We start from the raw sequence: 14,700 nt of genomic DNA on the forward strand, positions 1-14,700 counted from the left end.
CGATGGCGTTTGACGGCAAGCGAATCCGGGTGTTGATCGTGGACGACTCGGCGTTCATGCGCAAGGTGCTGCAGAGCATCGTGAGCGCGGACCCGGCGCTGGAGGTGTGCGGCGAGGCGCGCGACGGCAAGGACGCAGTCGACAAGGTCGAGCAGCTCATGCCCGACGTGATCACGATGGACATCAACATGCCGCACGTCGACGGCTTGCAGGCGACGGAAGTCATCATGTCGAAGAACCCCAAGCCGATCGTGATCGTGAGCTCGGAATCGCGCGACGGCGCCGACATCACGCTCAAGGCGCTGGAACTGGGCGCCATCGACTTCGTCGCCAAGCCCTCGAGCGGCATCGACCTCGACATGAACACGGTGCGCGAGGAGCTGGTGCGCAAGCTGAAGCTCGCGGCGAAAGTGCGCGTCGTCCGCACGGCGGTGCGCTCGAAGCTGCAGAGCGAGATCGCGAGCTCGGCGCCGCGCACCGAGCCGGCGCCGAAGCCGATCGCGGTGGCCGCCGCGGCTCCGGCGAGCACCCGGCCCGCGCCCTCCGCCGCTCCCAACCTGTCGCGCACCAACGGCAAGTTCCCGGTCGTGGTGCTGGCGGCCTCCACCGGCGGGCCGCAGACGCTGATGAACTTCATCCCGCGCTTCCCGGCGGGGTTTGCAGGCGCGGTGATCCTGGTGCAGCACATGCCGGGGAACTTCACCTCGCAGTTCTCCCAGCAGCTGGCGGAGATCGCCCAGATCAAGGTGAAGGAAGCGGAGCAGGGGGAATTGCTGCAGCCGAGCGTGCTCTACGTCTGCCCGGGCTCGCACCACCTGCGCGTCACGCAGACGGGGCGCATCACGCTCGACGACGGCCCGCGCATCTCGGGCTACCGCCCGTGCGCGGACGTGACGCTGGAGACGGTGGCGCAGTTCGCCGGGCCGATGTCGATCGGCGTGGTGCTGACCGGCATGGGCAATGACGCGGCGCGCGGCGCGACGCTCGTGAAGGACGCGGGCGGCCACGTCATCGCGCAGGACGAAGCGACGTCCATCATCTTCGGCATGCCCGCGGAAGCCATCAAGACCGGGGCGGTCGACCAGATCCTCCCGATCGACAACGTGTTCCACGCCATCGAGAAGCGGGTGCTCTACGTGTTCGGCGCCGCCAAGGTGGGTGCGCTGTGAAGCGCGTGGAGAAGAAGCCGCGCGGCCGGCACGAAGCGGTCATCCTGTTCGCCGTCGGCAACTACACCTTCGCCATCGCGGCGCAGGCGGTGGAAGAGATTCGCAATACGGATGGATTGAGGCCGCTGCCGGCGGGAGTCGCGACCGCGCGGCTGGCAAAGTTCAAGCACCTGCTGGAGCGCGACCGGAAGAGGTATTTCGTGGTGGATTCGAACCTGCACTTCCGGCTGTTCCCGTCGAAAGCGACGCGGCTGCTGGTGCTGCGCGAGTCGGCGGCGGCGGTGTTGGTGGACCACACCGAGCGCATCACCGAGATCACGTCGCTGCACGCGCTGCCGCGCGCGTTCGCGGGCGAGGAGCGCCAGTGGTACCGCGGCATCGCGATGATCCAGGAGCGCGTGGTGCCGGTCGTCGACCCGGCCGCGTTCATGTCGAAACCGGAGTTCACCGTGCTGCAGGCGGCCGTGACGGGCGCCGAGGCGGCCGCGAAAGGGAAGGGCGCCGCCACCGCATGACCGCCAAGCCCAACTCGTTCGTGCTCTTCCCCATCGGCAAGAAGCGCTTCGCGCTGCCGGCGGCTGTGGTCACGGAGCTCGCTCGTCCGGACCGCGAGCAGAGCTTCCCGCACACGTCGAAGCTGCTGACCGGCGTGCTGATCCGCCGCGGCCACATCGTGCCGGTGTGCGACGTGGCGCCGGTGCTCGTCGGGCCGGACGCCCCCGCGCGCAAGTTCTTCCTCATCGCCACGCGCAAGTTCGCCGGCGCCAGCGAGTGGACCGCCATCCCGGTGACCGGCGAGTGCGAACTGGCCACCACCGAACTGCTGCCGCCGGCGGGCAAGCTGCCGAAGTACGTGATCGGACTGCTGTCGTTCGAGAACGAGATCGTGGAAGTGATCGAGCTGGAACGCCTGATCGGGACGGAGGCCGCGGCATGAACGCCCCCACCCAGGCGACGATGGCGCCCAAGATCCTGGTGATCGACGCGAACGTGTTCTTCGCCAAGCGGCTGGCGGACGCGCTGAAGAAAGAAGGCTACGAGGTGAACCACGCGACCGCCTCGGCGTTCGCGCTGACCTCGCTGGAGTGGGACACGCCGGCGGCCATCCTGTGCGCGACGAACCTGCGCGAGATGGGCGCGTTCGACCTGCCGAAGATCCTGCACGCCGACATCAAGACGGCGCACATCCCGATCATCGCAGTGGGCGACGGCGGCGACCAGGCGCTGATGGAGGCGTTCCGCGCGGGCTGCGACGACTACATCGACCGGCGCGTGGGTCCGGAATCGATCGCGTCGCACGTGCGCAGTTTCCTGCGCTCGCACGAAGAAGGCTTCCAGCCGACGCAGATGCTGACCACCACGGAGACCGCGCTGAGCGGATCGCTCTCGCACCTCGACCTGCCGGGCGTGGTGCAGATGCTCACGCACTCGCGGCAGACCGGCGCGCTGCACGTGAACGCCGGCACGCTCGACGGGATCATCTTCTTCGACGGCGGCGACGTGTCGCACGCCGAAGCGGGCGACATGATCGGCGACGACGCCGTGGTCCACATCGTGAAGAACTGCAACAACAGCGAAGTCGGAGTCTACAAGTTCGTGCCGGGCGCGACCGCCGCGACCCGGACCGTCCTGCGCTCGGCCACGGAGCTGATGCTCGACGCGCTGCGTGAGATCGACGAGAGCGAGCACGGCGCGGCCGAAGGAGAACTGCAATGAGCCAGGTGGCGCAACCCGGAGCCCCCACGGTGTACTTCATCGACGACTCGGCGACGATGCGCGAGGTCATCAAGATCGCGTTCCGCCGCGAGAACATCAACGTGGTGGCCTGCACCGACGCCGCCTCGGCGCTCGCGCTGATCGAGCAGGAGCGGCCGGACGTCGTCATCAGCGACGTCATCATGCCCGACAAGGACGGCTACGAAGTGTGCCAGTACATCAAGCAGCACCCGGTGCTGGGGAAGACGCCGGTCATCCTGATGTCGGGCGTGGTGAACCGGGCGGTCGCCGAAAAAGCTTTCGCGGTGAAGGCGGACGAGCTGATCCGCAAGCCGTTCCAGCCGCAAGACCTGATCACGCGCGTGAAGCACCTGCTGCATCCCGGAACACCCATCGCGGCGGGGGCGGCGCCGGAGGCGGCGAGCGCCGCGCTCAGCAGCATCTTCGCGGCAGCCGGTGCGCCGCCGGCGCGGCCGGCGGCTGCGCCGCGGCCCGCACCGGTCCCGTTCGTCGCGCCCGCGCCCGCCGTGCACCGGCAGGCGGCTGCGCCGGCACCTGCTCCGGTGGCGGCAGCTGCGGCGCCCGCGCCGGCGCCGCCGGCAGCGCCCGCGCGTCCCGCGGCCGCGGGCCACACCATGGACGCCACCAAGATGAAGCTCGAGATCCTGCGCCTGGAAGGCCTGGTGAAGAAGCTGCAGAGCGAGCTGCAGGCCGAGCGCGAGTACTCGCGGGCGCTGGAAGCGCACGTGAAGACGCTGCAGGAGTCGGAATAAGGGTGAGCGCCGGCGAGTCGCCGGCGCGCACCCAAGAGTTTGCAAGTTTCCGTTGAACCTTGGGGGAGGGTAGACGGAAAACAGCGCCGCGGGCTAACCAGCTCGCGGCGTTTCTGTTTCATCAGGCTTCTTGTTCAACGCAGAGGCGCAGAGTTCGCAGAGGTTGTTTGACCTTCTTTCTCCGCGTTCTTTGCGCCTCTGCGTTGAATCATGCGAAGAGGAACTCCTTGGTCCGGAGGTCGCGGATGGTGTCGCGCAGCTTGGCGGCTTTCTCGAACTCGAAGCGCTTGGCGGCCTCGCGCATCTCGGCCTCGAGCTTCGCGATGTAGGCGTCGAGCTCTTCCTGCGAGCGGAACTCGGGCATGTCGTCGGCGGCGGAAGTCATGTCGACATAATCCGCTTCGACGATGGCAGCGAGCGACATCTCCACCGGGCGCACGATGGATTCCGGCGTGATGCCGTGCTCCACGTTGTAGGTCTGCTGGATGGCGCGGCGGCGGTAGGTCTCGCCGATGGCCTTCTTCATCGAATCGGTCTCGCGGTCGGCGTAGAGGATGGCGCGGCCGTTGAGGTTGCGCGCGCAGCGGCCGATGGTCTGGATGAGCGAGCCGCCGGAGCGCAGGAAGCCTTCCTTGTCGGCGTCGAGGATGGCGACGAGCGAGACCTCGGGCAGGTCGAGGCCCTCGCGCAGCAGGTTGATGCCGATGAGGACGTCGAACTCGCCCTTGCGCAGGTCGCGCAGGATCTTGATGCGCTCCAGCGTCTCGATCTCGGAGTGCATATAGCGGCAGCGCACGCCGGCCTCGGCGTAGTACTCGGCCAGGTCCTCGGCCATGCGCTTGGTAAGCGTGGTGACGAGGACGCGCTCGCCCTTTTCCACGCGCGCGCGGATCTCGTGCAGCAGGTCGTCGATCTGGCCCTTCACCGGGCGGACTTCGACTTCGGGATCGATCAGGCCGGTGGGCCGGATGATCTGTTCGACCACCACGCCCGCCGATTTCGTGAGCTCATAAGGCCCTGGCGTTGCAGAGACATACACGGCCTGGTTCACGCGATGCTCGAACTCTTCAAAGGTCAGCGGGCGGTTGTCCATGGCGCTCGGCATGCGGAAGCCGTACTCGACCAGCGTTTCTTTCCGCGAACGGTCGCCGTGGTACATGCCGTGGAGCTGCGGGATGGTCTGGTGCGATTCGTCGATGAAGAGCAGGTAGTCGCGCGGGACGTAGTCGAGCAGTGTGGGCGGCGCCTCGCCGGGCAGGCGGCCGGAGAAGTGGCGCGAGTAGTTCTCGATGCCGTGGCAGTAGCCGACCGACTTGATCATCTCCAGGTCGAACATGGTGCGCTGGTGGACGCGCTGCGACTCGACCAGGCGCCCCTGCTTCTCCAGTTCTTTCTCCCACCACGCCAGCTCCTCGCGGATGGAGACGATGGCCTTGCCCTTGGTTTCGGGCGACATCACGTAGTGCGTCTTGGGGTAGATGGGCAGGCGGACGTAGCGGTGCTTGACGGTGCCGAAGAGCGGATCGATCTGCGAGAGCGATTCGACCTCGTCGCCCCACAGCTCGATGCGGTAGGCGTTGTCGTCGTAGGTGGGATAGACCTCGATGACGTCGCCGCGGACGCGGAAGGTGCCGCGGCGGAAGTCCGAGTCGTTGCGTTCGTAGAGGATCTCGACCAGTTTGCGGGTGATGTCCTCGCGCTTGATCTTCTGGCCCTTCTCGAGGAAGAGCAGCATGCCGTAGTAGGCCTCGGGGGAGCCGAGGCCGTAGATGCAGCTGACGGAGGCGACGATGACGCAGTCGCGGCGCTCGAAGAGCGAGCGCGTGGCGGAGAGGCGCAGCTTGTCGAGCTCGTCGTTGATGGTGGCTTCCTTCTCGATGTAGACGTCGCCGGCGGGAATGTAGGCTTCCGGCTGGTAGTAGTCGTAGTAGGAGACAAAGTACTCGACCGCGTTCGAGGGGAAGAACGACTTGAATTCGTGGTAGAGCTGGGCGGCGAGCGTCTTGTTGTGGGCGAGGACGAGCGCGGGCTTGCGCACCTGCTCGATGATCTTGGCCATCGTGAAGGTCTTGCCCGAGCCGGTGACGCCGAGCAGCACCTGGTGCTTCTCGCCGTCGGCGAGGCCGCGGACGAGCTGCTCGATGGCGCGCCCCTGGTCGCCTTGCGGCTGGTAATCGGATTGGAGTTTGAAGTCCATTATTTTCGAAAACCGCTATGCAGCGTTCCGCCGCCTTGGCCGATTCTGCCCCAGGACAGCCGGCTCGGCGGCCGCACGGGCCTCGCCGGCATCTCGCCGCAAGCACTCTCAGGCGCGAAAATCGCATGCCGGAGAATCCTTTATTATACGGCACGCCTTTCCGGGCCTCCCCGAGGCTCACCCACCGGCCGGCCGCGCGTCCTACATCTTGTAAGGAGAGACTTATGCGACGCTCACCCAAGTCCCTGCTGCTGTTGCTGCCGATCGCGATGATGACGCTGCTGACGTGTTCCAGCCAACAGCAGCCCGAAGCGCAGAACAGGCCGTTGTTCCATCCGGCGCCGGGCTCGCCACTCGCGGCCGGGGCGCAAGTCGGCAACGTGGCGCTCGCGGATGTCGACGGGAACGGCTGGGCGGACATCGTGTTCGCGAGCCAGGACGGCCTGGGACTGCTGCTCGCGGACGGACGTGGCGGTTTCCAGCCGGCGAGATTGCAGCAGCTGAAACCGGCGCCGCACCTGGTGGCGGCGACCGACTTCACCGCCGACGGCGACATCGATATCGCCGCCAGCAATCACGACAGCAACTCGGTGAGCGTGTTGCTGGGGGATGGCAGGGGCGAGTTCCGTGCGGCGCCGCATTCGCCGTTCGTCGCGTTTGCAAAGGGCAAGCCGCACAACCATGGCCTGTTCGCGCGCGACGTGAACGGCGACGGCGCCCCCGACATCACCTTCGGCCACCAGGAGACGGGCTTGATCGCGGTGCTGCTCAACGACGGCAAGGGCAGATTCAAGCCGGCGGCGGGGTCGCCGTTCCAGCTTGGGCGCGGGTTCTATCCGCACAAGGTGGTGGACCTCGACGGCGACGGCAAGATGGATATTGTCGCGCCGGACCTGCTGGGGAACGCAGTGGTGATCGCGCGCGGCGACGGGAAGGGCGGGTTCACCGTGGCGCAGACCATCCCGGTGCGGGAGCGGCCGTACTTCGTGGTGGTCGCCGACTTCGACCACAACGGGCATAACGACATCATCGTCATGCACGACGACATCTCGGAGGTCGCGGTATTGCTGAGCGACTCGGAGGGGCGGTTCTCGAAGACCGAGTGGCTGGATGTGGGTGAGCGTCCCGCACATGCGGTGGCCACCGACTTCGATCGCGACGGCAACCTGGACATCGCCTTCGCGACCGGCCACGGCGCGTACGTGTTCCTGGGCGACGGCAAGGGCGGGTTCCGGTTGAACGCCAATTACCGCGGCGGGCAGTGGGACATCGCGACCGCAGACTTGAACCGGGACGGGAAGATGGACCTGGTGCTGCCGGACTTCGAGCAGGGAACGATCAGCGTGCTGCTGGGACAGTGAGGTTCGTTTCCGTGCCGTCGGCTGAAGCCGACTCTGAATCCAACGCTTGCAGTCGTCCCAGGGCTTGCGCCCTGGGCTAACGAATGACGTCCCGCTGCGCGGGACTGAATCCAACGCTTGCAGTCGTCCCCGGGGCTTACGCCCTGGGCTAACGAATGACGTCCCGCTGCGCGGGACTGTAGCCTGCTTGGTGCCGGCGTTCTCGGCCAGGGACCGACCGTTGGACGCCAACAAGTGCCAGTCCGAAGGACGGGATCCGCTAGCCCAGCACGTGAGCGCTGGGAAAAGGGACGAATGAGAGAAGAGTCCGCTTGAGCGGACGGCACCGAGGCCCGGCCGAGGGCGGCTGGACGACAGCTTCGTTGGAGCTAGTCCGCGGTGGCGGCAAGGGGCGCAGCGGGCTGGCCGTTGCCGGGTTTCCAGACGCCGGTGGTCAGCCAATCGTGGATGGATGCTGCGGCTTTGCGGCCGGCGCCCATGGCGAGGATGACGGTGGCGGCGCCGGTGACGATGTCGCCGCCGGCGAAGACGCCTTCCCGTGAGGTGCGCAGCGTCTCCGGGTCGGCGACGATGTAGTTCTTCTTGTTGGTCTGCAAGCCGGGCGTGGTCGCCTGCACCAGCGGGTTCGCGGTCGTCCCGACGGCGATGATGACCACGCTGACCGGGATCTCGTACTCGGAACCCGGGATGGGGATGGGGCGGCGGCGGCCGGAGGCGTCGGGCTCGCCCAGTTCCTGCTTCTGCACGCGCACCGCGGTGACGCGCTCCTCGCCGAGGTAGGCGACGGGGTTGTTGAGCGCGAGGATCTGGATGCCCTCGTCCTTGGCGTGGTGGACTTCCTCGATGCGCGCCGGCATCTCTTTTTCGCTGCGGCGGTAGATGAGATAGACGTTCTTCGCGCCCAGGCGGAGGGAGACGCGCGCCGCGTCCATGGCGGTGTTGCCGCCGCCGATGACGGCGACGTCCTGGTCCTTGCAGTTGTAGACCGGTTCGTCGTACTCGGGGAAGCGGTAGGCGCGCATCAGGTTCACGCGCGTGAGGAACTCGTTGGCCGAGTAGACGCCGTTCAGGTTCTCGCCCGGGATCTTCATGAACTGCGGCAGGCCGGCGCCGGTGGCGACGAACACGGCCGAGTAGCCTTCGTCGTGGAAGAGCTCGTCGATGGTGACGGTGCGTCCGACGACGCAGTCGGTCTCGAACTCCACGCCCATCTTCTTCATGTTCTCGATCTCTTGCTTGACGATGGAGCGCGGCAGGCGGAACTCGGGGATGCCGTAAGCGAGCACGCCGCCGAGGTCGTGCAGGGCCTCGAAGACGCGCACCTGGTGTCCGCGCTGGATGAGGTCGCCGGCGCAGCTCAGGCCGGCGGGGCCGGAGCCGATGATGGCGACCTTCTTGCCAGTCGCGGGCGCGCGCTCGGGCAAGCCGATGACCCCGGAGCGTTGCTCCCAGTCGGCGACGAAGCGCTCGAGGTAGCCGATGCCGACCGGTTCCTTCTTCTTCCCGACGGTGCAGCCGCCCTCGCACTGGTCTTCCTGCGGGCAGACGCGGCCGGTCACGCCGGGGAGCACGTTGTCTTCGCGGATCTTGGCGGCGGCGCCGAGGTAGTCGCCGGCGAGGATGAGGTCGATGAAGTCCTTCACCTTCACGCTGACGGGGCAGGCGGTGACGCAGGTGGGCTTCTGGCAGGAGAGGCAGCGCAGCGACTCCTGCTTGGCGAGGTCCTCGCCGAAGCCGAGGTTCACTTCCTGGAAGCACTTGGCGCGCTCTTCCGGCGGGCGCTCAGGCATGCGCTGGCGGTCCAGCTTCATGCGCTCTTTCATCGGCAGCGGATTGTGGTCGGGAAGCGGCTTCTGGCTCATCGCGCGACACTCCGCAGGCGCGCCGGGATGGGTTCGAGGTCGCCGGCGCCGAGCTGTCCGGCGGCGCGCATCAGCTCGATGTCGGGCATGGGGTCATCGGTGAAGTCGGCCATGGAGCTGACCTCGAGTTCGCGGTAGGCGCGGTTGCGGCGCGTGAGCAAGTCGAAGTCGACCTGGTGGGCGTCGAACTCGGGGCCGTCGACGCAGGCGAACTGGCTGTCGCCGTCGATGCCGACGCGGCAGCCGCCGCACATGCCGGTGCCGTCGACCATGATGGAGTTCAGGCTGACGACGGTCTTGATCATGAGCGGGCGCGTGACGCCGGCGACCGCCTTCATCATGGGGATGGGGCCGATGGCGAGGACGTGGTCGATCTTCTGGCCTTCGTCGAGCAGCTTCTTGAGCGCGTCGGTGACGAAGCCCTTCGTGCCGTACGAGCCGTCGTCGGTCATGACGATGAGCTCGTCGGCGACAGCGCGGATCTCGTTCTCGAGCAGCAGCAGTTCCTTGTTGCGCGCGCCCAGGATGAAGATGACGTGGTTGCCGGCCTGCTTGAGCGCCTTGGCGGTGGGGAAGGCGATGGCGGTCCCGACGCCGCCGCCGATGACGACCGCGGTGCCGAAGTTCTCCATCTCGCTGGGCTTGCCGAGCGGGCCGACGACGTCGAGCAGGGCGTCGCCCGCGCGCAGCAGGTTGAGTAGCGCGGTGGTCTTGCCGACCGCCTGCACGATGATGGTGATGTGGCCTTCGAGCGGGTCGGCGGCCGCGATGGTGAGCGGGATGCGCTCGCCGCGTTCGTGCACGCGCACGATGACGAACTGGCCGGGCTTCTGCCGGCGCGCGATGCGCGGCGCGAAGATGGTGAGCTGCCGGATATCAGGCGCGAGCGTCCTGGCTTCGACGATAGGGAACATGCCTGCCCTCGGTACGTTGTGATTTTCGGGCGGGAGCGCGGGAGCGGCTGTGACCGGGGTCACAAAGCGATGTTCAGGGCTAACCGGGTGGGGAGCCTAGTGCGACCTATGTCCTGTCAATTCAGCGGCAAAGAGGCGGTCGCCGACCCGGCTGAGGCGGCGGGCCATACCCGGTTTCAGGAGGCGGGTGTGGGGGATCTCGCAGAGGTGCTCGGCGATGAACCAGACGTCCTTGGGGTGGGTCATCCAGCGGCGGCGGTCGAAGCGGGCGAGGTTGACGGGGCGCGAGAAGGTACGCAGGGAGCGTTCGCGGCGGAGATTGAAATAGAGGTTGAAGTAACTCATGGCCAGTTCGCGCAGCGAGCGGTAGACGGGATCGCGCCCGTGGCAGCCGGTGAAGTTGGATTTGGCGATGGCGCCCCAGTGTCCGCGGACCTGGTAGATGGCCATGACGTGGTCGGTGTCGTGATGCGCTTCCATGTCGAAGATGAGCGGAGGGTAGCCGAGCGCGCGGAGCGCGGCGGCGGCGAAGACCGCGCCCTCGAGACAGTGCGCGGTGCCGTGCTGCATCACCAGGCGCGGCGACCAGGCGGTGCCGGCGAGGTGGTAGGGAAGCGAATCGAGGTAGCGCTGGATGCCGCAGGGGTCTTTCAGCGAGCGCAGGAAGCGCAGCTCGGCGGCCGTGAAGTCGTCGCCGGTGGCGCCGCGAGCAGCGCGCTTGCCGCGCAGGATGAGTGCCCGCCCCTTAAGCATTGTCATCCCGAGCGAGTGCTCGGTCCCGCTGCGCGGGACCGAGCCGAGTCGAGGGAGCTTGTGCTTCAGGGAACCAGTCCGCGGCGAGGTCCTTCCAGCCAGGATTCATCTGCTCGATGAGCCAGATCTTCTTCTTGCGGCTCCAGCGCTTGATCTGCTTCTCGCGCGCGATGGCGTTGGCCGCGTATTGGTAGCGTTCGTACCAGAGCAAGCGGATGACGTTATAACGGTCGGTAAAGCCTTCCAACTCGTGGTTCTTGTGTTGCCAGATGCGTTTGCGGAACTCTGAGGTGAAGCCGACATAGATGGCGCGGCGCGAGCTGCTGCCGAGCATGTAGACGAAGAAGCGGTAGTCCTCGAAGCGGCGCCTCATGAACGCAAGGTTTCTCGACTCGCGAAGCGTCCGCAAGCGGACGCTTCACTCGCTCGAAACAACAATGATTTCAGGGCAGTTTAGTGGAAGAGCAGGGAAACGCAAGGCTTCTCAACTCGCCCGCCGCGGCGGGCTCGCTCGAAATGACAATCACTTTGCTGTCAGCACTTGGGCTAATTCAGAAGGCGTATCGACCAGCACGTCGGGCGGGACGGCCTTGAGCGAGTCCGGCGCGAGGCCGTAGGTCAGGCCGATGGAGTACATGCCGGCGTTGCGGGCGGTGAGCACGTCGTTGTCGGAATCGCCGACCATGACGGCTTCGTCGGCGCGGACGCGGTTCTCATCGAGCAGCACGAGGGCGCCGTGCGGGTCGGGCTTCTTGGTGTGGAAACTGTTGCCGCCGTAGACCTGCGCGAAGAAGCCGCCGAGGCCGAGGGCGTCGACGATGGCCTGCGAGGGGCGAACCGGCTTGTTGGTGAGCACGGCCATCGTGCGCGGCGTGCCGTTGGCGGAGCGCGCGATCGCTTCGAGCGCGGGCTTCACGCCGTCGTAGACGTAGGTGTGGTCGAGCTTGTGCTCCTTGTACCAGGCGAGGAAGTAGAGCAGTGCCTGTTCGACGAACTTCTCGTCGTCGGGGTCGCCGAGCGCGCGGCGGACGAGCATGGGCGCGCCGTCGCCGATGTAGCTGGCGATGACGTCGCAGGGGAGCTCGGACTTGCCGTAGTGCTTGAGCATGGCGTTGACCGAGTTGGCGAGGTCGAGGCGCGAGTCGACCAGGGTGCCGTCGAGGTCGAAGACGACGAGCCTGATGTTCTCGGCCGGGATGGGGCGGTGGACGCGGATCATCGCACGGAACCGTTCAGTATATCGGGCGACACCGTTTACAATAGCGCTTCAAGCCCGTTCTACTACTCGTCCAAGGACACGGATGGCGACCACCAAAGTCGAGCCAAAATCTGCTCCGAAAACAGAGCCGGCGAAGGCCGAGCGGAACTGGCAGGGGCTCAGCAAGCGGCAGCTGACCGACATGTACCGCACCATGTACATGTCGCGGAAGCTCGACGACCGCGAGATCCTGCTGAAGCGGCAGCAGAAGATCTTCTTCCAGATCTCGGGCGCGGGGCACGAGGCGCTGCTGGTGGCAGCGGCCGCCGCGCTGCGGCCGGGCTACGACTGGTTCTATCCTTATTATCGCGACCGCGCGCTGTGCCTCGCGCTGGGCATGACGCCCTACGAGCAGTTGCTCGAAGCGGTGGGCGCCGCCGACGATCCCAACTCCGGCGGCCGCCAGATGCCCTCCCACTGGGGGCACAAGAAGCTCAACATCGTGACGCAGTCCTCGCCCACCGGGACGCAGTTCCTGCAGGCGGTGGGCTGTGCCGAAGCGGGGCGCTACTTCGCGGCGCATCCGGAGTCCGCGAAGAAGGCCGAAGGCGACTACCGGCAGTTCAAGGACGTGGTGTGCCACGGCGACGAGGTGGTGTACGTCTCGTGCGGCGAGGGCACGACCTCGCAGGGCGAGTTCTGGGAGGCGATGAACTCGGCGGCGAACCTGAAGCTGCCGGTGCTGTTCCTGGTGGAGGACAATGGCTACGCCATCTCGGTGCCAGTGGAAGTGCAGACCGCGGGCGGGAACATCTCGACGCTGGTCTCCAAGTTTCCGAACTTCTTCTTCGGCGACTGCGACGGCACAGACCCGGTCGCCAGCTACGCGGTGCTCGCGAAGGCGGTGGAGCACATCCGCGCGGGCAAGGGGCCGGCGTTCGTCCACGGCAGCGTGATCCGGCCGTATTCGCACTCGCTCTCGGACGATGAGCGGCTCTACCGGCCGGAGGCGGAGCGCCAGAAAGACGCGGCGCGCGACCCCATCACGCGCATGCAGATGTTCCTCATCCGCGAGAACGTGCTCGACGAGCCCGGCATCAACGCGCTCGAGAAGGAAGTGGACGAGGCGATCCAGGACGCGACGGACCGCGCGCTGGAAGCCGCGCTGCCCGAGTCCGGCTCGTGGAAGCAGCACATCTACTCGGCGGACCTCGACCCGGCGTCGGCAGCGTTCGAGACCAAGCCGGCCACCGAGGGCGGCGACAAGACGATGGCCGACCTCATCAACGCCTGCCTGAAGGACGAGATGCGGCGCGACGCGCGCATCGTGGTGTTTGGCGAGGACGTGGCCGATTGCTCGCGCGAGGAGTACCTCAAGCAGAAGCAGGTGAAAGGGAAGGGCGGGGTCTTCAAGCTGACGGCGGGGCTGCAGGTCGAGTACGGCTGCGACCGCGTGTTCAATTCGCCGCTGGCGGAGGCGAACATCGTGGGGCGCGCGGTCGGCATGGCGACGCGCGGGCTGAAGCCGGTCCCGGAGATCCAGTTCTTCGATTACATCTGGCCGGCGATGCAGCAGCTGCGCAACGAGCTGCCGCTGATCCGCTGGCGCTCGAACGGGAACTTCTCGTCGCCGGCGGTGATCCGCGTGGCCATCGGCGGCTACCTGACCGGCGGCGCCATCTATCACTCGCAGTGCGGCGAAGTGCTGTTCACGCACATCCCGGGGCTGCGCGTGGTGTATCCGTCGAACGCGCTCGACGCCAACGGGCTGCTGCGCACCGCCATCCGGTGCGACGACCCGGTGATGTTCCTGGAGCACAAGCGGCTGTACCGCGAGCCGTTCGGGCGCGCGCCGTATCCGGGGCCGGACTTCATGATCCCGTTCGGCAAGGCACGGGTGTGGAAGGAAGGCACCGACCTGACGGTCATCACCTACGGCGCGGTGGTGCCGCGCGCGCTGCAGGCGGCGCAGAAGATCGAGCGCGAGGAAGGCGTCTCGGTCGAGCTGCTCGACCTGCGGACGCTCAGCCCGTACGACTGGGAGGCGGTCGCGGCGTCGGTCCGCAAGACGAACCGCGTGCTCGTGGCGCACGAAGACGTCCTCAGCTTCGGCTACGGCGCCGAGATTGCGGCGCGCATCGCGGACGAACTGTTCGAGGAGCTGGACGCGCCGGTGAAGCGCGTGGCCGCGGAAGACACCTTCGTCGCCTACCAGCCGACGCTGGAGGACGAGATCCTGCCCCAGGCGGAAGATCTCTATCGCGCGATGAGCGAGCTGGCGCAGTTCTAGGCGACGTCGGCAAGCAACCCATCCACAACATCGTGAAAACACGGGCGTTAGGCCTGTGCTGCATCTCACATCAGTTTGTGCGGGGTGTCATACCGGCGCGTGCACGGCAGAGCGATGCTGGCTATGCGCAGAGATGCGCAAGGAGCCAGCTCATGAGAATCATTGCAGCACTCGTAATCATCCTCGCATTATCCTGCGGCGCGTTCGCAGGCGGGCCACCGGCCACCTACACCAAGAGCTGCCAGAGCTGCCATGGCGCGGACGGGAACCCGTCGACCGCCGGGGCAAAGATGGGAGCGCCGGCGTTCAGTTCCGCCGACGTGCAGAAGATGTCGGACGACCAGCTGGCGAAGGCGATCCTGACGGCCGAGGGGCACGCGAAGTTTCCGCACAACTACGCGACCAAGGGCATGACGCCGGAGCAGGCGAAGGAGATCGTGGCTTTCATCCGCACACTGAAGAAGTAG

14 protein-coding genes are annotated in these 14,700 nt (G+C 66.8%); 8 read left to right on the plus strand and 6 right to left on the minus strand.

Annotation, left to right across the window (positions count from 1 at the left end; all coding sequences use genetic code 11):
* Positions 1-2 precede the first annotated feature (2 nt).
* Genes VLA96_08980 through VLA96_09000 form a run of 5 tightly spaced genes read left to right on the plus strand, consistent with a single transcriptional unit; the run spans position 3 to position 3,658 of the window.
* Complete coding sequence (locus VLA96_08980) at positions 3-1,169, plus strand: chemotaxis response regulator protein-glutamate methylesterase (protein ID HSE49324.1); 1,167 nt, start codon at positions 3-5, stop codon at positions 1,167-1,169.
* A complete protein-coding gene (locus VLA96_08985; protein HSE49325.1) occupies positions 1,166-1,684 on the plus strand; it encodes a chemotaxis protein CheW in 519 nt (172 codons plus the stop codon). Before VLA96_08980 ends, VLA96_08985 begins: the two co-directional genes overlap by 4 nt.
* Positions 1,681-2,106: a chemotaxis protein CheW gene (locus VLA96_08990; GenBank protein ID HSE49326.1), complete on the plus strand. Its 426-nt coding sequence runs from the start codon at positions 1,681-1,683 to the stop codon at positions 2,104-2,106. The genes VLA96_08985 and VLA96_08990 overlap by 4 nt, the downstream gene beginning before the upstream one ends.
* Positions 2,103-2,885, plus strand: coding sequence for a DUF4388 domain-containing protein (locus VLA96_08995; protein ID HSE49327.1), 783 nt, complete (start codon positions 2,103-2,105; stop codon positions 2,883-2,885). Before VLA96_08990 ends, VLA96_08995 begins: the two co-directional genes overlap by 4 nt.
* Complete coding sequence (locus VLA96_09000; GenBank protein ID HSE49328.1) at positions 2,882-3,658, plus strand: response regulator; 777 nt, start codon at positions 2,882-2,884, stop codon at positions 3,656-3,658. Before VLA96_08995 ends, VLA96_09000 begins: the two co-directional genes overlap by 4 nt.
* A gap of 208 nt (positions 3,659-3,866) precedes the next feature.
* On the opposite strand, the gene uvrB is transcribed toward VLA96_09000, so the two are convergent.
* On the minus strand, positions 3,867-5,855 hold the full coding sequence (gene uvrB / locus VLA96_09005) for an excinuclease ABC subunit UvrB (protein ID HSE49329.1): 1,989 nt from the start codon (positions 5,853-5,855) through the stop codon (positions 3,867-3,869).
* A 224-nt stretch (positions 5,856-6,079) separates the two neighbouring features.
* Between uvrB and VLA96_09010 the strand changes: the two genes are divergently transcribed.
* Positions 6,080-7,216, plus strand: a complete 1,137-nt coding sequence (locus VLA96_09010) for a VCBS repeat-containing protein (protein ID HSE49330.1) — start codon at positions 6,080-6,082, stop codon at positions 7,214-7,216.
* Between the two features lie 368 nt (positions 7,217-7,584).
* Here the strand turns inward: VLA96_09010 and gltA are convergent, their stop codons facing one another.
* From gltA to VLA96_09035, 5 genes are all read right to left on the minus strand, one after another.
* On the minus strand, positions 7,585-9,078 hold the full coding sequence (gene gltA, locus VLA96_09015) for an NADPH-dependent glutamate synthase (GenBank protein ID HSE49331.1): 1,494 nt from the start codon (positions 9,076-9,078) through the stop codon (positions 7,585-7,587).
* On the minus strand, positions 9,075-9,992 hold the full coding sequence (locus tag VLA96_09020) for a sulfide/dihydroorotate dehydrogenase-like FAD/NAD-binding protein (protein ID HSE49332.1): 918 nt from the start codon (positions 9,990-9,992) through the stop codon (positions 9,075-9,077). The genes gltA and VLA96_09020 overlap by 4 nt, the downstream gene beginning before the upstream one ends.
* 96 nt (positions 9,993-10,088) lie before the next feature.
* The gene (locus VLA96_09025; GenBank protein ID HSE49333.1) at positions 10,089-10,751 is read right to left on the minus strand and encodes a hypothetical protein; all 663 of its coding nucleotides are present in this window, start codon (positions 10,749-10,751) and stop codon (positions 10,089-10,091) included.
* Positions 10,738-11,118, minus strand: a complete 381-nt coding sequence (locus VLA96_09030) for a GIY-YIG nuclease family protein (GenBank protein ID HSE49334.1) — start codon at positions 11,116-11,118, stop codon at positions 10,738-10,740. Before VLA96_09030 ends, VLA96_09025 begins: the two co-directional genes overlap by 14 nt.
* A 150-nt stretch (positions 11,119-11,268) precedes the next feature.
* Positions 11,269-11,964, minus strand: coding sequence for an HAD-IA family hydrolase (locus tag VLA96_09035; protein ID HSE49335.1), 696 nt, complete (start codon positions 11,962-11,964; stop codon positions 11,269-11,271).
* An 82-nt stretch (positions 11,965-12,046) separates the two neighbouring features.
* Here VLA96_09035 and VLA96_09040 point away from each other — a divergent pair, with 82 nt between their 5' ends.
* Both VLA96_09040 and VLA96_09045 read left to right on the plus strand, forming a co-directional pair.
* Positions 12,047-14,233 (plus strand): dehydrogenase E1 component subunit alpha/beta, encoded by a 2,187-nt coding sequence (locus tag VLA96_09040; protein ID HSE49336.1) that lies wholly within the window; start codon positions 12,047-12,049, stop codon positions 14,231-14,233.
* Between the two features lie 152 nt (positions 14,234-14,385).
* The gene (locus VLA96_09045) at positions 14,386-14,700 is read left to right on the plus strand and encodes a cytochrome c (protein HSE49337.1); all 315 of its coding nucleotides are present in this window, start codon (positions 14,386-14,388) and stop codon (positions 14,698-14,700) included.

This window comes from Terriglobales bacterium, from assembly GCA_035457425.1.
Classification (GTDB): domain Bacteria; phylum Acidobacteriota; class Terriglobia; order Terriglobales; family Acidobacteriaceae; genus JACPNR01.